Here is an 18,561-nt window from a genome sequence, read left to right on the forward strand (position 1 = left end):
GCCTCCTGAAAACCCGACTATTTTTATCAGATTATATATGATTAGGACGCGTTAATCAATTAAATTTTTTGAATTTTTGCACGTTAGTTGCTTGAAATTTTGGTATGCTCAATATCTCTATTCATTTGCCCTATAATGAGTGTCTGGACGAAATCGAGAAGTACTAAAGGCGCAAAAAAAAGATACCTCTTAACAGGTATCTTTTTTCTTGTTTACGCTACATGCGCTGCTGATAGAAAGGAAGCTCAGTGTGGCCCATTTCCCGCACATACACGAACAGGTTGCCTTTATGGTGAATTTCATGCTCCATTGCAAGCTGAAGCAGCGCGCGGCCTGTGACTTTTCTGCCGAAAGCGGATGTCAGATCAATTTCTCTGTCCAGCTGCTCTTCAGTCAGCTGTTCAAGGATAGCGACCGTTTTTTCTGTATATGTTTTTGCCAGAACATTGAGATCTGTTTCTGTTTCTTCCTGCTTGTTTTGAAATGGTGAGGCATTGCCTTCCTTAATGACATTTGCGAACAAGTGGAAAGACGTAAGAATGTGTTTGACCAGCTCTTCTGCTGACATTGATGTTTCTGCCGGTTTGTAGCTGTAATGGTCTTTGCTGATTTTTTCGGCAAGCTCATTGGTCACGTTTCGATGGGATAAAAAATGGCTGACAATTTGATTGGATTGGCACATTATGATCTCCTCCATATGTAAAAATAAATGGTGCAATGAAATCCTATATCAACGGTTATGAATTCACAAGTAATATGCTGTGGGATGAAACAAAATGCTATGTCAATCGTATATATAACGTTCACAAAACATGAAATGGAGTATAAACATGACTAACATACCTTTCATTTATCAGTACGAAGAAAAAGAGAATGAAAGAGCTGCGGCGGGCTACGGCACTTTCGGTTACCTTATCACACGGATTGAAGAAACGCTTTATGATCAATACGGTGTATTCTATGAGCTCTATGCCAGTGATGATCCAAATACGGAATACTGGGAGCTTCTTGTAGAAGATGTCCGCAGCGGTTCATTGGAGCCTGAGCATGTGGCATATATATTTGAAAAGCTTGAAAAGAAAACCTTTGCTTACGATGAAGATGAGAAAGAACCGGATTATACCGTCCATAAGTCTATAAGAAACAGTGTATACGCGTATCCTGAAAAGGGAGTTGCTTTTGCCAGAATTCCATATTTTCAAGATGGGAGCATTATGAGTTTTGATTGTCTGTTTGCGGTTAACGATGAAAAGATGCGTGCATTTCTGGAGGGAGTCAGACCGCGTCTTTGGGAAAAAAGCAAGCGGAAAGTGACCGTGTTTACGGATGGAGATGGAGGGACTTCAAGAGAGCAGGAAGCCATTGTCAGAGAGGTTCAGCGGAGTCAAGTCATCATGAATCCGCTATTGAAAAAAGAGATATACAGATCAATTGATCAGTTTTTTCATAGTGATAAATCGTTTTATCAAACATATGACATCCCTTACAAGCGCGGCATTCTGTTATATGGACCTCCTGGAAACGGAAAGACGACGTTAGTGAAGTCGATCGCAGGCAGTATCGATGCACCTGTTGCTTATTGGCAAATTACTGAATTTACGTCGAGCGAGACAATAGAAGAAGTCTTTCAGGCAGCGAGACGCCTCGCTCCTGCAGTTCTGGTCATCGAGGATATAGATTCGATGCCGGAAGATGTGCGGTCCTTTTTTCTCAATACGCTGGACGGCGCGACATCAAAAGAGGGGCTATTTCTCATCGGTACGACAAACTATCCCGAAGAGATCGATCCAGGTTTGATGAATCGTGCAGGACGATTTGACCGTGCCTATGAAATCGGGCTTCCGGATGAAGAGCTGCGGCTGGAATATATGAAAATGAGAGGCTTTGGCATCTTTTTGAGTGAAGGAGAAATAAAAAACGCCGCAAAACTTACAGAAGGCTTTTCCTTTGCACAGCTGGGAGAATTATATGTATCTTCAGCCCTTCAATGGCACCAAGAAGGGAATCACCATATTGAAACCATGGTGAAAGACATGACAGGAGAGCAAAGAAAAAGCCAGCGGGGAAGCTGGATGGAAAGAAACAAAGTCGGTTTTCACTAAAAGAAAGCACGGGTGTTTGAAAAACCCGTGCTTTTTTGTTGCGGTTAGCCGAAATTCGACAATTGCGGTTATTTTGCGTTCTTCTTTTTCTTGTAAATATGATAAAATATGACATATCTCGGGTAATTCAAAAGGGGGGATTAATTGAGGATGAAGCAGACGATTCCGTCCTCTTATGTCGGGCTTAAAATTAATGAATGGTATACTCATATCCGGCAGTTCCACGTCGCTGAAGCCGAACGGGTCAAGCTCGAAGTAGAAAGAGAAATTGAGGATATGGAAGAAGACCAAGATTTGCTGCTGTATTATTCTTTAATGGAGTTCAGGCACCGTGTCATGCTGGATTACATTAAGCCTTTTGGAGAGGACACGTCGCAGCTAGAGTTTTCAGAATTGTTAGAAGACATCGAAGGGAATCAGTACAAGCTGACAGGGCTTCTCGAATATTACTTTAATTTTTTTCGAGGAATGTATGAATTTAAGCAGAAGATGTTTGTCAGTGCCATGATGTATTATAAACGGGCAGAAAAGAATCTTGCCCTCGTCTCGGATGATATTGAGAAAGCAGAGTTTGCTTTTAAAATGGCTGAGATTTTTTACAATTTAAAACAAACCTATGTTTCGATGAGCTACGCCGTTCAGGCATTAGAAACATACCAAATGTATGAAACGTACACCGTCCGCAGAATCCAATGTGAATTCGTTATTGCAGGTAATTATGATGATATGCAGTATCCAGAAAGAGCATTGCCCCACTTAGAACTGGCTTTAGATCTTGCAAAGAAAGAAGGCAATCCCCGCCTGATCAGTTCTGCCCTATATAATCTCGGAAACTGCTATGAGAAAATGGGTGAACTGCAAAAGGCAGCCGAATACTTTGGGAAATCTGTTTCTATTTGCAAGTCGGAAAAGTTCGATAATCTTCCGCATTCTATCTACTCTTTAACACAAGTTCTGTATAAACAAAAAAATGACGCCGAAGCGCAAAAAAAGTATCGTGAAGGATTGGAAATCGCCCGTCAATACAGTGATGAATTATTTGTGGAGCTTTTTCAATTTTTACATGCGTTATACGGAAAAAACATTGACACAGAATCAGTCTCACACACCTTTCAATTTCTTGAAGAACATATGCTGTATCCTTATATTGAAGAGCTGGCGCATGATGCTGCCCAATTCTATATAGAAAACGGACAGCCCGAAAAAGCACTTTCATTTTATGAGAAAATGGTGCACGCACAAAAACAAATCCAGAGAGGAGATTGTTTATATGAAATCTAAATGGATGTCAGGTTTGTTGCTCGTTGCGGTCGGGTTCAGCTTTACTCAGGTGATGGTTCATGCAGGTGAAACAGCAAACACAGAAGGGAAAACATTTCATATTGCGGCACGCAATCAAACATGATGCATAAAAAAAGACCCTTAGGGCTTTTTATTTCTTCAGCTTCCATTCTTTTATCGTCAGCTCAGAAGATCCACTTGCCACCAGCGGATCCGCATGGCCGATTTCCGCTGCCTCTTCCAGTGAATCTGCTTCGATGACATACGCTCCGCCTGTGGCGTCGCTGAATGGCCCAAACATTTTTAAACGTTTTTCTGCCTGTAAACGATCCAGAAATTCATAGTGCCCAGCCACATGCTCCTGATTAAATTTCTCCGTTCTCATTGTCAGCATTAAATATGTATACATATTCAGACCCTCCGTGAACTTCAGTTTAACACATTTATCCATATTACGGTGATAGATGATATGAGCTTTTCGTCCTACGAATGCCACCTATTTATGAAAAAAGAAAAGGAGAGATGATAGGTGAGCATTCCAGTAAAGAAAAATTTGGTTTCTGAGGCGAAATACGCGTTGAAGTGTCCTAATGCAATGTCCGCTGAATACATTACCATTCACAACACGGCAAACGATGCATCAGCGGCCAATGAAATCAGCTATATGATCGGGAACACAAGCTCGACAAGCTTTCATTTTGCGGTCGATGATCAAGAGGTGATTCAAGGTCTGCCGCTTAACCGAAACGCTTGGCACACTGGTGACGGCACAAACGGTCCGGGAAACCGCAAATCAATCGGTGTTGAGATTTGCTACAGCAAATCGGGAGGCCCGAAGTATGAGGCAGCTGAAGCCTTGGCGATTTCATTTGTTGCACAGCTGTTGAAGGAGCGCGGCTGGGGCATCGATCGGGTGAGAAAGCATCAGGACTGGAGCGGAAAGTATTGCCCGCACCGCATTTTATCAGAGGGGCGCTGGGATCAAGTGAAGGCGGCGATTGAAAAGGAATTAAACGGGGGCGTATCAGCGAAAAAAGCTGCAGTCTCTTCTTCGGCGTCTGAATATCATGTAAAAAAAGGTGACACACTGTCAGGGATTGCCGCATCACACGGGGCCAGTGTGAAAACGCTGCAAAGCATAAATCATATCACTGACCCGAACCACATCAAAATCGGACAGGTGATCAAACTGCCTCAGACGGCATCTGCTTCTAAAAGCCATGCCGCATCCTCATATCCGCTCCCATCCGGCGTGATCAAAGTGACAAGCCCGCTGACGCAAGGGACAAAAGTAAAGCAGGTGCAGACTGCTTTAGCCGCTCTTTATTTTTATCCTGATAAAGGAGCGAAAAATCACGGCGTTGACGGCGTTTATGGCCCGAAAACAGCTAATGCAGTGAAACGTTTTCAGTCTGTCAGCGGTTTAACGGCTGATGGGATTTACGGTCCGAAAACGAAAGCGAAGATGGAGGAAAAGCTGTAAATGAAAAGACGGAAGCTGTGAAGCTTCCGTCTTTTCGCCTTACATACAAACTGCGGCAAGCACCTTTTGAATATCATAAATGCTTTCATCTTTTTTAAACTGCTTTGAGACAGCGGGAAGTTCCGCGCCGGAGATCCAAATTTTCAGCTCTGAATCAAGGTCAAAGCGGCCGGCAGTTTCCACGCTGAATCTGGAAATGCTTTTGTACGGAATCGATTGAAATTCCGTTTTCTTGCCTGTAATTCCCTGTTTATCTACAAGGATAAGCCGCTTGTCAGTAAAGACAATCAAATCGCGAACCAGCTTAAACGCGGCTTCAACCTTCTCACCCTCAAGTAAAATATGGGCAAGCTCTTCTTGCACAGCTGCCGTTGACAGTGTTGATGCATTGCCGAGTAATCCATCAATAAACCCCATCATATACCTCCTCTGCGTATTCTATCAAATCATACTATAAAAAAGGTTTTCATTCATAGATGAGTAGAGTAAACTGGTGCTGACTGGTAAAGGGGGGCGTTCAAGATGGAAGATATGTATGACAGCTTTGCGGCCCTTTCTGCTTCTGAGTCGGAGTACCGGATTATTTATGAGGAGAAAAACGGAAGTGAGCTTATCGTCCTCGGTCCTCACGGCGGCAGAATTGAGCCTGGCGTCAGTGAACTGGTGCGGGCATTTTCGGATCGATGTTCCATCTATTTGTTTGAGGGTCTAAAGCAGCGAAACAACCGTTCCTTGCATCTCACTAGCATTCGTTTTGATGAGCCGCTGGCTTTAGAAAAAGTGAATGACCACCATTACGCATTAGCGTTTCACGGGTATTATGATCCGAAAATCCCGCATACATTGGTCGGCGGGGCGGATCGTAAAAAAGCCAAGCTCATTTGTGAGCGTCTGAATGAAGCGGGTTTTAGCGCCGAGCTCACTAATGAGAAAGACCGCCTGGCAGGTGTACACCCAAACAATATTGTCAATCGGACGAAAAGAGAAATGGGACTGCAATTGGAGGTAAGCACGGCACAGCGAAATGCGCTATTCCGCAATTTTGGGTGCCGTGATAAAAGCTACATACAAAACGATTTGTTTGATCGATATGTGGAAGCCGTCAAGCTTGGCTTTTATACATAAAACTAGACGGGACCTGCACGGTTGGCCTATTCCTTCATACGCTGGGGTTGTGCGAAAGTGTGGGGAGGAATGATTCATGTTTTATCATATAAAAGAGCTTCAATATCAAGCAAAGCCAGCTCATCCCGATCCGGTTTATGCGAAAAAACTTCAAGAGGTGCTCGGCGGCCAATTCGGTGAAATTAGCGTCATGATGCAGTATTTGTTTCAAGGGTTTAACTGCAGGGCGGATGCTAAGTATAAAGATTTGTTATATGATGTGGGGACCGAAGAGATTGGGCACGTAGAAATGCTGGCAACGATGATTTCCAGGCTTCTGGACAATGCACCCGCGGATGTACAGGAGGATGCTTATAAAAGCAATCCCGCTATTGCAGCAGTCATGTCAGGGATGAACCCTCAGCACGCGATTGTGTCCGGATTGGGGGCGATGGCATCAGATAGTGAGGGCTATCCGTGGAATGCAAAATACATTATCTCAAGCGGAAACCTGCTGGCCGATTTTCGCGCTAACTTAAATGCGGAGGCCCAAGGACGCCTTCAGGTGACACGGCTTTATGCCATGACCGATGATCCAGGGGTAAGAGATATGCTGTCATTTTTGATTGCAAGGGATACCTATCATCAAAATATGTGGTACGCGGCCATTAAAGAGCTGGAGGAAAGAGAACGGGATATTGTCGTCCCGACGACGTTTCCGCGTGAGCTCGAAAAGCAGGAAGTCTCCTATGACCTGTTTAACTTTTCCAGGGGAGATGAAAGCTCACAAGGAAGATGGGCACATGGGGAAGCCTTTGACGGCCGGGGTGAATTCAGGTATATCCCGGCTCCGATTGCGTTCGCATCTGCGCCTCATCTTAAACCGGCGCCCATGTGGCTGCATAATACAGTTCCCCCAATGTCGAAATGTTAGGTTCTCTTCTGGGCTGAGGAATATATCCTCAGCCCGTATTTGATCAGATGTTTTTACCAATATGATATAACGCTTTTTCCTCAGCGACCTGCAAGTGCTGCTGATCGCCTTCCTCGTACGCATTTGGCCGCTTGTGAGATAATAAATAAGCGAGCCGCTTCTGAAATTGAATACCTGCTTTACGCCGTTCAAACATGTCAAGCCTTTTATCAGCAAATTCCTTTGTTACCCGGAATACCGCCGCAATTGTGGCGAGTGCCTGGCTTCTCCATTGCGGCAGTTCCATCTGCAACAGCATAAAGGTTGGCACACAGAAGTGGTACATAAATTGATTTGCCTGGAATTCCTGAAGCTCTCTGAAGAGCTTGTTCATCTGAAAATGATTGCCTGCATGCTTTAACACGTGGCACAGCTCATGGCCAAAATCCTCCCATTGCTCTTCCCGTGACTTTTTTTGGTTCAATACGATACTGTACATGCCGTCGTATTTCACCATCATGCTCCCCATATCCTCAAAATGCACCCAAATATCCAGATCCTTTGCGATTTTCAGCATGTCAATGTGATGAGGGGATGTGATGCCCAGCCGGCCGTATAAATTTTTAACGTATTCCTCCAGATGTGATAAGTAATCGCCCAATTGAATACTCCCTTTCGAACGTTTGTTCTGTTTTTAGCGAGAAAGAAAAGCCCGTATAGGACTGGAAGGTAGTGTAGAAATCTTTCCCTTTTCTTTAAAAAATAAACACTTTTTTCTTTATATCGGTCTACTTTTTATATGTTTTAGAGAACAGAGAACGATTTATTTATTTTTCGGTTTGCGGTTTTTCTCTTTTTCTTTTAAATAGTTGATAAATTCGATGGCCTGCTGTTTGCTTTCTGGGGAAAAATCCTGCATATCGCGGTATGCAAGCTGCAGGTCCGGATCTGAGAACATATCGTCATCGGATTTTTTGTCTTTCCCCGTTAATAAGTAATCAGTCGTTACTTGAAAGTAATCAGCCAGCTTTTGGAGTGTGTCGTAATCGGGTTCGCTTCGCCCGTTTTCATAGTGGGAATATCGTGCCCGTGACACACCGATGTGTGATGCGATTTCTTCCTGTGTCCTTTTCCCTCTGAGACTCTTCAATCTGCCGCCTATCATACTATGACCTCTCTTTTTTAAACTCCCTACGTTACTTATGATTATAGATACAAAATGTATCAAAATAAAGTTATGATAAAAAAAGTATCAAAAATAACTTGATGATACAGAATGTATCGTTTATACTTGGTAACATCCGATACAAAATGTATCAAAAAAGATCAGGAGAGTGATCACATGTATCCGATCCAAATCGTTTTTAGTGAAAATCCCATAGATCAGCGCCATCTCGGACAATCCGGCGGCACCATTTCGTTTACCGCATGCGGCCTTCCGGTGTTTCACTTTGAAACGCAGGAACAGTTTCAAGCATACATGATGTTAAAAGGAGAAGCGGCGTACAATGAAAAACGATAAAAGCTATCCTTTTCCGACGTATTCAGGGTTGTTGAATTCAGAACATTATGACAAAATTGGCCCGGCGTTATGGCTGTTTCTCTGGTTTATCAGCTCAACAACAAAAGAAATCGAAAAAGACGGCGTAAGCTGGGGCATCGTACTCGGCCATAAGCCGTTAAAAGCGAGAGAAATGGCGGCAGTCTTCGGCGTAAGTGAAAAAACCGTCAGAAGATGGCTGGAGCTTCTCGAAAACCATGATTACATAAAGGCCGTCCGTGCGCCATACGGACTGATGATTTCGGTCAAGCATTCAAAAAAATTCAGCTTCAGATCGGACAATACTGTACACGGGAGTCTAAAAGAACGGCCATTTTCGCCGCAGACACCGGACACAAACGACCGTACAGATATAGATAAAACAAACAAATATACTGCTGCTGATGATGCAGTGGATCACATTGCGAAGCGGTTTACACAATTACGGTCGGCTCAAGAAGGACGCACCGTGTATCCTTCCTCAAGAGATTATCAAGCCATCGCCCGCATTGTTGCCATCGGCGTTCCTGTCACGCAAACAATCAAATGGCTTGAAGAATGCTTTCAGGCTTTTGAAAACCGGCGGACCGCCGCTTCTGAAACAATCAAGGCTTTTCGCTACTGCTCGAAATTCATTGAAGATCGATTTTTCGCGCAGCAAGCCAAAAAGAATGCCGCAATTCAGCATGAGAGGATGAAAAAACATGACAAAACGAACAATCGAACAGATTTTGGACGAGCTGAGAAGAGGGAGACGTCCATTACTGGCGGACAAACCGGCCGAATCAGACGCAAGCAGGTATGATTGCCTGCGCTGCAAGGATCAGGGAGGTTATCTCGTCAGGCAGAATGGCCTGGAAGTCTGGACGATGTGCAGCTGCATGGCAGAACGAAAAGTGAAGCGGCTGCTGGGTGCAAGTGAGATTACCCACGCTTTCAGACAGCTCGGCTTCAAGGAATTCCGCACGGAGGGAAAGCCGCAGGCCATAAAAGACGCATTTGAGTGTACAAAAGAGTATGTTGCCGATTATGAACAAATCAAGGATTGCCGAAAAAACAGCATTGCCCTTTTAGGACAGCCCGGATCAGGGAAAACACACCTTTTGACCGCCGCAGCCAACGAATTAATGAGAACATGCTATGTGCCTGTCATTTATTTTCCGTTCGTGGAAGGCTTTACTGATCTGAAAAATGATTTTGCCCTATTAGAAGCGAAGCTGAACCGGATGAAGCAGGCGGATGTGCTGTTCATTGATGATCTGTTTAAACCGGTTAACGGCAAACCCCGCGCTACAGATTGGCAATTAGAGCAAATGTATTCGGTACTCAACTATCGCTACTTAAATCATAAACCGATTTTGCTTTCGAGCGAGCTGACAATTGAAGGACTTGTACGGGTCGATGAAGCGCTCGGCACGAGAATCTATGAGATGTGCAGTGACTATTTAGTGATTATCAAAGGAGCAGCCTACGAGCTTAACCATAGATTGGAGGGCGTCAGATAATGTGTAAGCTTTGTCAAACAAAGAAAGTCATTGTGGAACATACCGGTATTGGAGTTGTTTTTCATCCATGTCCGAACTGCCGGTCCGGCACTGACTTAACGCCTGTCATTCAAAAGCTGGAGCAAATGCTGACAGCGGGAAAAGCGAGGCTGAATATCTATGATTAAACAGCTGACTGCTCTAATCGCTTTGCTGTTTCGGGCAAAGCGAACAGAAAAAAACATTGAACAATGGTATAAGGACGACGGGAAGTGAAAGTGTTGGCAAAGACAAAACAGGCAGAGAAAAGCCCTGCGCCGTGGCGTGCTGTCCCGTGCGGGGATACGAAACCGATCTATATTTATTCAGCTTACAGTGAAGAAGAAAAAGAAAGATTTCCGTACTCAAACGGGCGGCTGATTGCAGCTGTATTTGACCTCAGCTCTTATTCGCAAAAAAGCAATGCCTCTTTGATGGCCGCTGCGCCTGAATTGCTGGAAGCGTCTAAAGCAGCACTTGATTTTCTGAAAGGGAATTCTATTCATTCAAAGGAGCGTATCATTCAGCTATTAGAAAAAGCTGAAGCAAGCGCTGCACCGAAAAGGGGAGGAAATAAAACATGATTCATCCGAAAAAACTGCTGCATATCGATTCCGTCACGCTTAAGAGCCAGCTGGAGGACGGGAAAATCCGTGTCATTATTGTGGACGGCATCAAGCAAGAAGCATGGATCACAGAAGCGCCAGAGCATGGAAAAACGCTCGTCGAAACAAGAAAGGGCGATCTTGCTCGTGTGGAATTTGAAATCGGCTACAAATTAAATTAAAGCGAAAACAGAATACGTCCAAGACGGAAAGCCTGCGGACACTGATCAACTGCACAGCATTTGTGCGTTGATTGGTGTCCGTTTTTTATTTGCCAAAAATGAGGAGGATCATAGAATGCAAGACTTACTATTTGAATATAAACGCACGCTCAAACAAACAAGAATACAATATAAACCGCTCGCTGAGGCAGATGAATCCGTGCTCTCAGCTGAAGAGCTGAAGGATAAAAAAATCATCAGAAATATGATTACTGATCTTGAATATGTAACAGAATGGCTTGAAAAAGGAAGGCAGCCCGGCATCAGACGGGCGATTGACCGGCGTGATGTTTACCAGCGGCTGATGATCAAGGACCCGAGAATCATCGAATCATTTTCCAGCGCTATGATGTTTGAGCCGGACGGACAGGTATCAGAAGAAGACAGAGATAGAATTCGAGAAGCATTAGCCCTGTTAACGGACAGAGAAAAGGAAATGTTTTTGCTGCATAAGGTAGAATGTTTTTCTTATGAACGGATCGCCGATCTTCTCGGCGTAAAAAAATCGACAGTGCAAACGACGATTAAACGGGCGAGTTTAAAGATGCAAAGACAGCAGGAAGAAATGAATCGATCACTTGCCTGAAAGCTTGTCATACGTTTGCCACCTATAAGTGAATAGAGCATGACACTAAGCGGCTGGCTGATCAGCCGCTTTTATGAATAAACAACCATGCTGGAGGTGGCGGTGATGCAGTAGCATGAAAACACAACAGCGCGAACAAGCATTAGCAATCTATCAACAACATCAAGGAAAGATCACAAATCGGGCGATTGCGGACACAATCGGTGTTTCCGCGAAAACAATCGGCATCTGGAAAAAACAAGACAAATGGAAAGAGGCGCTGTTTTCTGCGTCCAAAAACGAACAAAAACAGCGCCCTATAAACAACGATGAATTAAATGAACGCCAGCGGCTGTTTTGCCTGTATTACGTCAAAAGCTTCAATGCCACACAGTCAGCAATCAAAGCGGGCTATTCTCCGGACAGCGCTCATGTGACGGGCAGCCGACTCTTAAAAAACGAAAAGGTCGCTGCTGAAATTAGACGCATTAAAAAAGAAATGGTCAATGAAATGTTTATTGAAGCGATGGATGTGCTGCAGGTTTATATCAAGATCGCGTTTGCGGATATTACGGACTATGTGACCTTTGGAAAAAAAGAGGTCCAGGCTGTCGGGAAATCGGGTCCGCTGTTTGATGAAGATGATAATCCGATTATGAAGGAAATCAGCTTTGTCGATGTCAAAGACTCCGGGCTCGTTGATGGCACCATTGTAACGGAAGCAAAGCTTGGGAAAGAAGGCATTGCCATCAAGCTTGCAGATAAAATGAAGGCGCTTGAGAAGCTATCCTTATATTTTGATTTGTTTCCAGATCAATTTAAACAAAAAATTGAAAATGAGAAATTGAAGCTTGCCAAACAAAAAGCGGAGAAAACAGATGACAGCCAGGAGCCGATTGAAATTATGATCAAACGAAAAGAGCGCAAGTCATGATTGTAAAAGAAATCAACCCTCATTTCGAAGATTACGTGTTCAATTGGGAGCAGACGTACCAGTTTCTTGTCGGCGGCTACGGCTCATCCAAAAGCTATCATACCGCATTGAAAATCGTGCTAAAGCTGCTGAAGGAAAAACGGACGGCCCTTGTGATCCGGGAGGTGTTCGATACCCATCGGGATTCGACCTTCGCCTTGTTTCAAGAGGTGATCGAAGAGCTCGGTCTCACAAAGGCCGTGGCATCTCTTTCTTCCCCGCTGCAGCTGCGATTTCACAATGGCAGCCGGATCATGTTCAAAGGAATGGACAATCCGGCAAAATTAAAATCGGTTCATAACATTTCATTAATATGGATTGAAGAGTGCTCAGAGGTGAAGTATGAGGGGTTCAAGGAGTTAATCGGACGTCTTCGCCATCCTGAGCTAAAGCTTCATATGATCTGTACCACCAATCCCGTCGGCACCTCCAATTGGACGTATAGGCATTTTTTTCGGGATGAACGCAAGAAACGGTTTGTGCTGGATGACAGCGAACTTTACGAAAAGCGGACGATTGTAAAGGGAGATACGTATTACCATCATTCCACCGCTAACGACAATCTTTTTCTCCCGGAAAGCTATGTGAAACAGCTTGACGGACTCAAAGAGTATGATCCCGACCTGTACCGGATTGCCCGAAAAGGACGATTCGGCGTCAACGGGATCAGGGTGCTGCCGCAGTTCGAGGTACTCCCGCATGATCAAGTGAAAAAATGTATCGCAGCCATCAGCAAACCAATCTTTCGTACAGGTATGGATTTTGGATTCGAGGAATCCTATAATGCCGTCGTCCGGCTTGCTGTAGATCCTGAAAAAAAATACCTCTACATTTATTGGGAGTATTATCAAAATAAAATGACAGATGATAGGACGGCTGAGGAGCTGCGTGAGTTTATTGAGACACAGGAATTGATCAAAGCCGACTCGGCTGAGCCGAAAAGCATTCAATATTTCCGCCAGCAGGGCTTTCGGATGGTTGGAGCCAGAAAGTTTCCCGGCTCCAGGCTTCAATATACCAAAAAGGTAAAACGGTTCAAAAAAATCTTCTGTTCGGACCGCTGTGAAAATGTCATCTATGAGCTCGAGACACTTACGTATGCCAAAGATAAAAACGGAGCTCTGATTGAGGATGAATTCACGATTGACCCGCATACGCTTTCTGCCATTTGGTATGCGCTTGATGATTATGAGGTTGCTGATATGAAAGAGACAGCACACAAACGAATGCGGCCGAACCGAGAAAGGAGGAGGTCATAAATCATGCACAACCAAACAGTCAGAGCAACTGTATTTAAAGCCAATGCCGCGGCTCCTCAGACAAAGCAAATCTATGAAGATGACTTTTCTGAGCTGTACGGAGAGGACATTATTGCTCCGCCCTATAATATCATCGAGCTCAAAACCATTGCCGAATACTCGACCATTCTTCAGCAATGCATTGATGCGTACAGAGTGAATATTACAGGCTTTGGATTCGATGTTGAGTACACATTTGATGTCAACGCAAGTGATGTCGATCAGGCAAAAAAGAAAAGAGCGGAAAAAGACTGGGCCAGACTCGAAGCCTTTTATAAATGTCTTCACTTTGATGAATCAGCTGAAATGATTTTAGGCTATGCCATCGAAGACAGAGAAAAAACAGGCAACGGATTTATGGAAGTGCTTCGCGACGGGGCGGGAAAACCTGCCGGCATCGAATATTTAGATGTGAAATATATGCGTGTATGCGGAGCAGGCGAGCCTGTAGAGGTTTCATTTGTATATGAAGAAAACGGGAAAATGAAAAGGATCAAAAGGCAAAAACGCTTCCGAAAATATGTGCAGATGATCAATGGAAAGAAAGTATTTTTTAAAGAATACGGCGATCCGCGAAAAATGGATATTCGCACAGGTGAATATGTAAACACATTGGCAGAGAAGTATCAAGCAAATGAAGCCATTCACCTCAAAATCGGAAGCGGCGTATACGGTGTACCCCGCTGGATCGGCAATATTGTCAATTTATACGGGGCCCGAAAAGCAGAAGAGCTCAATTTTATGTATTTTAAGCAGGGGCGTCACGTCCCCGCTGCGATTACAGTGGAAAACGGGATGCTGTCTGAAGCTTCTTACCGGGAGCTGCAGGAATACATGAATGATCTTGAAGGCGTGGAGAACGCCCATAAATTTCTCCTGATCGAAGCGGAAGGAATCGCAAAAGAAAAGGATCTCCACGGAGGCGAGGATATTACGCCGGTTTCCGTGGAAATCAAATCTTTGGCTGAAATTCTCCAAAACGACGCCTTGTTTCTTGAATACGATGAAAAAAGCAGAAATAAGCTGCGTTCCGCGTTCCGTCTCCCCCCGCTGTATACAGGCGAGGCCCAGGAATACAACCGGGCGACAGCGGATACTGCTAGAAAAATTACGGAGGAGCAGGTTTTTCAGCCGGAGCGAAAAACTCTCGTGAATAAACTGAACACGCTGCTTTTGCCGGAGCTGAATATCCATGACGTCAGGCTGACATTAAAAGGACCGGACTTTCGTGATCCGCTTGAGATTGCGAAGGTGCTCGGTCCTTTTATTACAGCCGGAGCAGTCTCGCCGAATGATTTACGCGACCTTGCCGGACGGGTGCTTGGCAAAACACTTGAGGAGTGGCCGGAGGACATTTATAAACGGCCTGCAGGACAGGATGCGGAAAAGACAAACCTGGCTGCGCTCATGCAGGAGCTGAAAGAAAGCATCGAAGATATCAAAACGTCCTGAAGGGAGGTGAATCAAGCAGGTGGCGCGAGAATTAAGAAATGCCAAAATCAGCTTTGTCAGTTATGTGGACAAGGCGGCTAACCAGACAGAATTTTTCTTTACGAAGTCAGCCGAACCTCCGTCATTTGAAAAAAAGGTTCGGCTGTTTACAAAAAGTGAGCAGGATGAACAAAAGCTCGTGTACGGAATCGTGTATGAGCCTGATGTTCCTGATGCCCACGGCGATTTTATGACCGCCGAGGAAATTGAAAAAGCGGCGCACGGTTTTCTCGCGGAGGCACGGGAGATTGATATCAATCACAGCTTTGAGGGCGGAACCGGCGTCGTGGTCGAGTCCTATGTGGCGCCCGATGATTTTATGATCGGATCAAAGCGGATTACAAAGGGCTCATGGGTACTCGTGACAAGAGCGTCTGACGAGGTGTGGGAACAGATTAAGGCTGGAATTATCACCGGCTACAGCATGGCTGGCACTGCAGATGTGTATGAAGAAGAACCGGTCGAAAAAGCAGGGTTCTTTAGTGTATTCAAGCAAATGCTTGCTGACAAAACAGGGAAGGAGACTGAAGAAATGAGAAAAGAAGACATGAAAGAATCATTCGAGCATGCGCTTTACCCTCTGCTCAAACGGCTTGAGCGGATTGAAAAAAACACAGACACGGAGGAAAAGCCGGAGCAGACGGGTGATGACGAGCGTCTGAAAAAGCTCGTTGAAGACATGCTTGCCCCGCTGATCGAACGCATCGAGGCTTTGGAAAAAGCGCGAGGCGCGTCTAAGCAGACAGCGGACGATACGGGCGGCAATACAGAGCAAGTCAAAAAATCAATCTGGAGCGGACTGCTGTAAAACCAGTCAAGGAGGAGGAAATCAATTGAGAAATCAAGAGATCATTCGGAAAGCGGAAATGTCGCTTTCTGCTTTAAAAAGCGGCGGGCTTATGAACCCTGCGCAAGCATCGGCTTTTATCCGCATGGTGCAAAACACGCCGACCATTTTCAGTGAATCCCGCGTGATTCAAATGGAAAACGATTCGCAAAAATTTGAAAAAATCGGCTTCGGCCAGCGTATTCTGCGGGCTGCGCAAGAAGGAAAAGCACTGTCAAACGACGAGCTGACAGTTCCAACGACAAGCACTGTCCAGCTGAACACGAAGGAAGTCATTGCGGAAATCAACATTACGTATGACACACTTGAAAACAATATTGAAAAAGACGGCCTGCAGCAGACAATCATGCAAATTTTAGCAGAGCGCGCAGCAGTTGATATTGAAGAGCTGATCGTTAACGGCGATACAGCATCAGCTGATCCGTATCTGGCACAGCTGGACGGCATCCGTAAACAGGCGGTTTCCCATATCGTTGACATGAACGGTGAAGAACTGTCCAGAGCGACATTCAAGAAGGGCTTAAAGGCAGTTCCGCCGAAATATTTGCGCATCCCTCAGGAATTCAGATTCTATACGTCTCACGGCTTAGAAGTTGAATGGAAGGACCGCGTGGCAGACCGCCAGACAAACCTTGGGGACCAAGCTGTTCAGGGCGGCTTGTCAACAGCATTCGGCGTACCGGTCAAAGGGGTATCCAATATTCAGCCGTACACAGTCGGTGAGGGAGACGCGCAATATGACGCTTCTGATATCATTCTCACACATCCGAAAAATATCATTCTCGGCTTCTCCCGCAATATCCGAATTGAAGTCGACAAAGACATCCGCTCCCGTAAATTCATTATTGTCTTAACGGCCAAGCTGGACAGCAAGTTCGAGGAAGAGGATGCCTGCGCGAAATTAATTAACGTAAAAGAATAATAGAAACGAGGTGGTCAGCTCATGCTCATTGAACCGACTGACGTAGCTTCCTATTCGGTCTATGATCGGGTGAAAAACAGGCCGGAAGAGCTGCTGGCGCAGGATATCATCGAGGCGGAAGCAGAAGCGGCTCTCATCACGGGCCACCGCTTTGAAGACAGCTTGTATGATCCGCTGCCCGGCAAGGTGAAGTTGGCTTTAGTAAAGCTTGCCCAGTATTTTGCGCTTGTCAACAGCGATGAATCTGCCTCATCAAGCTATCAGTATGAGAAAATGGGGGATTATTCCTACACGGTTTCCGGAGAAGGCAGGATTCAGCGGCCTGAGGTGTATCATTTGCTCGAAGAGTTTATTAAGCCGGGCTACGTCCCTGAATCCTCCAGACTGAAGGTGAGATCTTTATGAGCTACAGGCAGATGCTCATTCACCGCTGCGATATTTATCATGAAGCAGCGCAAGCGCCGTCTGCAGGCCGATTTGGGATTCCGGCAGACAGGCTGCAGCCGGTGATTTCATATCCGGATACACCCGATGAACAAGATGTCCCTTGTTATTTTACCGAAAAAACACAGCAGCTGATTCAGGAGGAGCCGGATCAAACTGTATATCATAGCTTTCTCGTCCATTTTCCGTTGTCAGCGGACATCCGCGTGAACGATAAAATCATTTGGGAGAATCATAAATATATACTAAAGCTGCCGAAAAGGATCAGACATCATCATTGGGAGGTCGTCGCAGTCAGGGATGAAAGCCTATGAAAATAGCGGGATTGAAACAGCTGAACACGGCATTAAAAGAAGCGGCTTCAGGCGGTTTTTCCAGACAGGCGTCCCGGTGGCTTGAGGAGTGCGGGCAAGATTTTCTAGAGATCGTCCAATCTGAACTCATCAGCACACAAACGATTGATACAGAAAAACTGCTCAGTTCCTTTGAGAAAGGCGCAGAGGACAATCTCTGGATTGTGCAAAGCGGCGGGCTTTCGCTTGAGGTGGGGACACAGCTTGATTACGCCTCATTTCTTAATGACGGCCATTGGACGTCAAAACAAGATGTGAGATGGGTGCCGGGGCGTTTTCAAGGCTCACGGTTTATTTATGATCCAGCGGCTTCAACGGGAATGGCGCTCAAGAGAAAATGGATACCGGGCACGGGCTACTGGGATCATGCACTGCTTTTATATGAACAGCTGTTTGAAAAATCGCTGGAAAGCAAACTGCGCCAGTGGCTGAAGAAGCTGTAAAGGAGGAGCAGGATGAACAGTGAAACAGGATCGATCATGGCGTTTTTGTACAGCCGGTGGTCTGTTCCCATTTATGAACGCGAGCTTCCTGATCACTTTCAGGTGCCGTCGTTATATGTCCCGCCACCATCTGTTTTCGAGGAAACAGATACGGTCTCCACATTTAAAAAAACCTACAGTCTCAATGTGAAACTGTTTCATCTGGACTCCGTTCAGGCGCTGGATGAAGCGGACAGGCTCGCGGATGCCATCAGAGAAGCGAGAAATATGATTCCGCTGCTGAGTGAATCCGGCGAGAAGACGGGGGATATGGTTCGCATCTCCCAAATCGAGACAAGGGTAGGGGACAGGGGCGAGGCGGCCATGGTGATCAGGTGGAGCAGCAGATATTATTATCACAAAACAGAACAGCCTGTCTTACAGGATATCGACATGAACAGCGGGGTGAAATAA

Annotated in this window: 27 protein-coding genes; 22 read left to right on the top strand and 5 right to left on the bottom strand. The window is 45.3% G+C overall.

All coding sequences use genetic code 11. From position 1 onward, the window contains the following. Positions 1–217: 217 nt before the first annotated feature. Positions 218–682 carry a putative DNA-binding protein gene (yjoA, locus tag BSU_12410; RefSeq protein NP_389123.1) on the bottom strand — a complete coding sequence of 155 codons (465 nt, stop codon included), beginning with the start codon at positions 680–682 and terminating at the stop codon, positions 218–220. A 148-nt stretch (positions 683–830) separates the two neighbouring features. On the opposite strand from yjoA, the gene yjoB reads away from it, so the two are divergent. The 3 genes from yjoB to phrA all read left to right on the top strand — a co-directional run bounded on the left by yjoB (position 831) and on the right by phrA (position 3,507). Continuing rightward, a complete protein-coding gene (gene yjoB / locus BSU_12420) occupies positions 831–2,102 on the top strand; it encodes an informational ATPase possibly involved in protein degradation (RefSeq protein ID NP_389124.1) in 1,272 nt (423 codons plus the stop codon). 144 nt (positions 2,103–2,246) lie between these two features. Next, the gene (gene rapA / locus BSU_12430; protein NP_389125.1) at positions 2,247–3,383 is read left to right on the top strand and encodes a response regulator aspartate phosphatase; all 1,137 of its coding nucleotides are present in this window, start codon (positions 2,247–2,249) and stop codon (positions 3,381–3,383) included. Continuing rightward, positions 3,373–3,507: a secreted inhibitor of the activity of phosphatase RapA (quorum sensing) gene (phrA, locus tag BSU_12440; protein ID NP_389126.1), complete on the top strand. Its 135-nt coding sequence runs from the start codon at positions 3,373–3,375 to the stop codon at positions 3,505–3,507. Before rapA ends, phrA begins: the two co-directional genes overlap by 11 nt. A gap of 27 nt (positions 3,508–3,534) precedes the next feature. Here phrA and yjpA read toward each other — a convergent pair whose 3' ends face one another. Continuing rightward, positions 3,535–3,792, bottom strand: coding sequence for a putative enzyme (gene yjpA / locus BSU_12450; protein ID NP_389127.2), 258 nt, complete (start codon positions 3,790–3,792; stop codon positions 3,535–3,537). A 120-nt stretch (positions 3,793–3,912) separates the two neighbouring features. Here yjpA and xlyB point away from each other — a divergent pair, with 120 nt between their 5' ends. Next, a complete protein-coding gene (gene xlyB, locus BSU_12460; protein ID NP_389128.1) occupies positions 3,913–4,866 on the top strand; it encodes a phage PBSX; N-acetylmuramoyl-L-alanine amidase in 954 nt (317 codons plus the stop codon). Positions 4,867–4,905: 39 nt separating this feature from the next. Here xlyB and yjqA read toward each other — a convergent pair whose 3' ends face one another. Beyond that, positions 4,906–5,283, bottom strand: coding sequence for a phage PBSX; conserved hypothetical protein (gene yjqA / locus BSU_12470; RefSeq protein ID NP_389129.1), 378 nt, complete (start codon positions 5,281–5,283; stop codon positions 4,906–4,908). A gap of 105 nt (positions 5,284–5,388) precedes the next feature. Between yjqA and pghB the strand changes: the two genes are divergently transcribed. Beyond that, positions 5,389–5,991 (top strand): phage PBSX; gamma-polyglutamate hydrolase, encoded by a 603-nt coding sequence (gene pghB, locus BSU_12480; protein ID NP_389130.1) that lies wholly within the window; start codon positions 5,389–5,391, stop codon positions 5,989–5,991. Between the two features lie 76 nt (positions 5,992–6,067). Further along, entirely contained in the window at positions 6,068–6,904 is an 837-nt protein-coding gene (gene xpdC / locus BSU_12490; RefSeq protein ID NP_389131.2) for a phage PBSX; manganese-containing peroxidase, read from the top strand. Between the two features lie 43 nt (positions 6,905–6,947). Here the strand turns inward: xpdC and xkdA are convergent, their stop codons facing one another. Then, entirely contained in the window at positions 6,948–7,544 is a 597-nt protein-coding gene (gene xkdA, locus BSU_12500) for a phage PBSX; putative peptidase (RefSeq protein ID NP_389132.3), read from the bottom strand. A gap of 162 nt (positions 7,545–7,706) precedes the next feature. Further along, the gene (gene xre / locus BSU_12510; protein NP_389133.1) at positions 7,707–8,048 is read right to left on the bottom strand and encodes a phage PBSX transcriptional regulator; all 342 of its coding nucleotides are present in this window, start codon (positions 8,046–8,048) and stop codon (positions 7,707–7,709) included. A gap of 177 nt (positions 8,049–8,225) precedes the next feature. Between xre and yjzJ the strand changes: the two genes are divergently transcribed. The 16 genes from yjzJ to xkdJ all read left to right on the top strand — a co-directional run bounded on the left by yjzJ (position 8,226) and on the right by xkdJ (position 18,561). Beyond that, positions 8,226–8,405 (top strand): phage PBSX; conserved hypothetical protein, encoded by a 180-nt coding sequence (gene yjzJ, locus BSU_12519; protein YP_003097711.1) that lies wholly within the window; start codon positions 8,226–8,228, stop codon positions 8,403–8,405. Continuing rightward, on the top strand, positions 8,392–9,228 hold the full coding sequence (gene xkdB / locus BSU_12520; protein ID NP_389134.2) for a phage PBSX; conserved hypothetical protein: 837 nt from the start codon (positions 8,392–8,394) through the stop codon (positions 9,226–9,228). Before yjzJ ends, xkdB begins: the two co-directional genes overlap by 14 nt. Then, a complete protein-coding gene (gene xkdC / locus BSU_12530) occupies positions 9,128–9,928 on the top strand; it encodes a phage PBSX; putative DNA binding protein (protein NP_389135.2) in 801 nt (266 codons plus the stop codon). The genes xkdB and xkdC overlap by 101 nt, the downstream gene beginning before the upstream one ends. Then, positions 9,928–10,095 (top strand): phage PBSX; conserved hypothetical protein, encoded by a 168-nt coding sequence (gene ykzK / locus BSU_12539; protein ID YP_003097712.1) that lies wholly within the window; start codon positions 9,928–9,930, stop codon positions 10,093–10,095. Before xkdC ends, ykzK begins: the two co-directional genes overlap by 1 nt. Before the next feature lie 84 nt (positions 10,096–10,179). Then, positions 10,180–10,530 carry a phage PBSX; conserved hypothetical protein gene (gene xkdD / locus BSU_12540; RefSeq protein ID NP_389136.1) on the top strand — a complete coding sequence of 117 codons (351 nt, stop codon included), beginning with the start codon at positions 10,180–10,182 and terminating at the stop codon, positions 10,528–10,530. Beyond that, complete coding sequence (gene xtrA / locus BSU_12550) at positions 10,527–10,733, top strand: phage PBSX; conserved protein of unknown function (RefSeq protein NP_389137.1); 207 nt, start codon at positions 10,527–10,529, stop codon at positions 10,731–10,733. Before xkdD ends, xtrA begins: the two co-directional genes overlap by 4 nt. Before the next feature lie 115 nt (positions 10,734–10,848). Then, positions 10,849–11,358, top strand: coding sequence for a phage PBSX; putative RNA polymerase PBSX sigma factor-like (gene xpf / locus BSU_12560; protein ID NP_389138.1), 510 nt, complete (start codon positions 10,849–10,851; stop codon positions 11,356–11,358). A gap of 115 nt (positions 11,359–11,473) precedes the next feature. Further along, a complete protein-coding gene (xtmA, locus tag BSU_12570) occupies positions 11,474–12,271 on the top strand; it encodes a phage PBSX; prophage terminase (small subunit) (RefSeq protein NP_389139.1) in 798 nt (265 codons plus the stop codon). After that, positions 12,268–13,569 carry a phage PBSX; prophage terminase (large subunit) gene (xtmB, locus tag BSU_12580; protein ID NP_389140.1) on the top strand — a complete coding sequence of 434 codons (1,302 nt, stop codon included), beginning with the start codon at positions 12,268–12,270 and terminating at the stop codon, positions 13,567–13,569. The genes xtmA and xtmB overlap by 4 nt, the downstream gene beginning before the upstream one ends. A gap of 3 nt (positions 13,570–13,572) precedes the next feature. After that, a complete protein-coding gene (xkdE, locus tag BSU_12590) occupies positions 13,573–15,060 on the top strand; it encodes a phage PBSX; phage capsid portal protein (protein NP_389141.2) in 1,488 nt (495 codons plus the stop codon). Between the two features lie 19 nt (positions 15,061–15,079). Then, positions 15,080–15,907 carry a phage PBSX; conserved hypothetical protein gene (gene xkdF, locus BSU_12600; protein NP_389142.2) on the top strand — a complete coding sequence of 276 codons (828 nt, stop codon included), beginning with the start codon at positions 15,080–15,082 and terminating at the stop codon, positions 15,905–15,907. Positions 15,908–15,932: 25 nt separating this feature from the next. After that, entirely contained in the window at positions 15,933–16,868 is a 936-nt protein-coding gene (xkdG, locus tag BSU_12610; RefSeq protein ID NP_389143.1) for a phage PBSX; putative phage chromosome binding protein, read from the top strand. Between the two features lie 21 nt (positions 16,869–16,889). Beyond that, positions 16,890–17,273 carry a phage PBSX; conserved hypothetical protein gene (gene ykzL, locus BSU_12619; protein ID YP_003097713.1) on the top strand — a complete coding sequence of 128 codons (384 nt, stop codon included), beginning with the start codon at positions 16,890–16,892 and terminating at the stop codon, positions 17,271–17,273. Further along, complete coding sequence (xkdH, locus tag BSU_12620; RefSeq protein ID NP_389144.1) at positions 17,270–17,626, top strand: phage PBSX; conserved hypothetical protein; 357 nt, start codon at positions 17,270–17,272, stop codon at positions 17,624–17,626. Before ykzL ends, xkdH begins: the two co-directional genes overlap by 4 nt. Then, complete coding sequence (gene xkdI, locus BSU_12630; RefSeq protein ID NP_389145.1) at positions 17,623–18,108, top strand: phage PBSX; conserved hypothetical protein; 486 nt, start codon at positions 17,623–17,625, stop codon at positions 18,106–18,108. Before xkdH ends, xkdI begins: the two co-directional genes overlap by 4 nt. A gap of 12 nt (positions 18,109–18,120) precedes the next feature. Beyond that, on the top strand, positions 18,121–18,561 hold the full coding sequence (xkdJ, locus tag BSU_12640; RefSeq protein ID NP_389146.1) for a phage PBSX; conserved hypothetical protein: 441 nt from the start codon (positions 18,121–18,123) through the stop codon (positions 18,559–18,561).

Source organism: Bacillus subtilis subsp. subtilis str. 168 (genome assembly GCF_000009045.1).
GTDB classification, from domain to species: domain Bacteria; phylum Bacillota; class Bacilli; order Bacillales; family Bacillaceae; genus Bacillus; species Bacillus subtilis.

Excerpts from the sequence above, each read along its gene's own strand:
- yjoA (NP_389123.1), bottom strand. The coding sequence starts at position 682 with ATGTGCCAATCCAATCAAATTGTCAGCCATTTTTTATCCCATCGAAAC.
- yjoB (NP_389124.1), top strand. The coding sequence starts at position 831 with ATGACTAACATACCTTTCATTTATCAGTACGAAGAAAAAGAGAATGAA.
- phrA (NP_389126.1), top strand. The coding sequence starts at position 3,373 with ATGAAATCTAAATGGATGTCAGGTTTGTTGCTCGTTGCGGTCGGGTTC.
- yjpA (NP_389127.2), bottom strand. The coding sequence starts at position 3,792 with ATGTATACATATTTAATGCTGACAATGAGAACGGAGAAATTTAATCAG.
- yjqA (NP_389129.1), bottom strand. The coding sequence starts at position 5,283 with ATGGGGTTTATTGATGGATTACTCGGCAATGCATCAACACTGTCAACG.
- pghB (NP_389130.1), top strand. The coding sequence starts at position 5,389 with ATGGAAGATATGTATGACAGCTTTGCGGCCCTTTCTGCTTCTGAGTCG.
- xpdC (NP_389131.2), top strand. The coding sequence starts at position 6,068 with ATGTTTTATCATATAAAAGAGCTTCAATATCAAGCAAAGCCAGCTCAT.
- xre (NP_389133.1), bottom strand. The coding sequence starts at position 8,048 with ATGATAGGCGGCAGATTGAAGAGTCTCAGAGGGAAAAGGACACAGGAA.
- yjzJ (YP_003097711.1), top strand. The coding sequence starts at position 8,226 with ATGTATCCGATCCAAATCGTTTTTAGTGAAAATCCCATAGATCAGCGC.
- xkdB (NP_389134.2), top strand. The coding sequence starts at position 8,392 with ATGAAAAACGATAAAAGCTATCCTTTTCCGACGTATTCAGGGTTGTTG.
- xkdC (NP_389135.2), top strand. The coding sequence starts at position 9,128 with ATGACAAAACGAACAATCGAACAGATTTTGGACGAGCTGAGAAGAGGG.
- ykzK (YP_003097712.1), top strand. The coding sequence starts at position 9,928 with ATGTGTAAGCTTTGTCAAACAAAGAAAGTCATTGTGGAACATACCGGT.
- xtrA (NP_389137.1), top strand. The coding sequence starts at position 10,527 with ATGATTCATCCGAAAAAACTGCTGCATATCGATTCCGTCACGCTTAAG.
- xpf (NP_389138.1), top strand. The coding sequence starts at position 10,849 with ATGCAAGACTTACTATTTGAATATAAACGCACGCTCAAACAAACAAGA.
- xtmA (NP_389139.1), top strand. The coding sequence starts at position 11,474 with ATGAAAACACAACAGCGCGAACAAGCATTAGCAATCTATCAACAACAT.
- xtmB (NP_389140.1), top strand. The coding sequence starts at position 12,268 with ATGATTGTAAAAGAAATCAACCCTCATTTCGAAGATTACGTGTTCAAT.
- xkdE (NP_389141.2), top strand. The coding sequence starts at position 13,573 with ATGCACAACCAAACAGTCAGAGCAACTGTATTTAAAGCCAATGCCGCG.
- ykzL (YP_003097713.1), top strand. The coding sequence starts at position 16,890 with ATGCTCATTGAACCGACTGACGTAGCTTCCTATTCGGTCTATGATCGG.
- xkdH (NP_389144.1), top strand. The coding sequence starts at position 17,270 with ATGAGCTACAGGCAGATGCTCATTCACCGCTGCGATATTTATCATGAA.
- xkdI (NP_389145.1), top strand. The coding sequence starts at position 17,623 with ATGAAAATAGCGGGATTGAAACAGCTGAACACGGCATTAAAAGAAGCG.
- xkdJ (NP_389146.1), top strand. The coding sequence starts at position 18,121 with ATGAACAGTGAAACAGGATCGATCATGGCGTTTTTGTACAGCCGGTGG.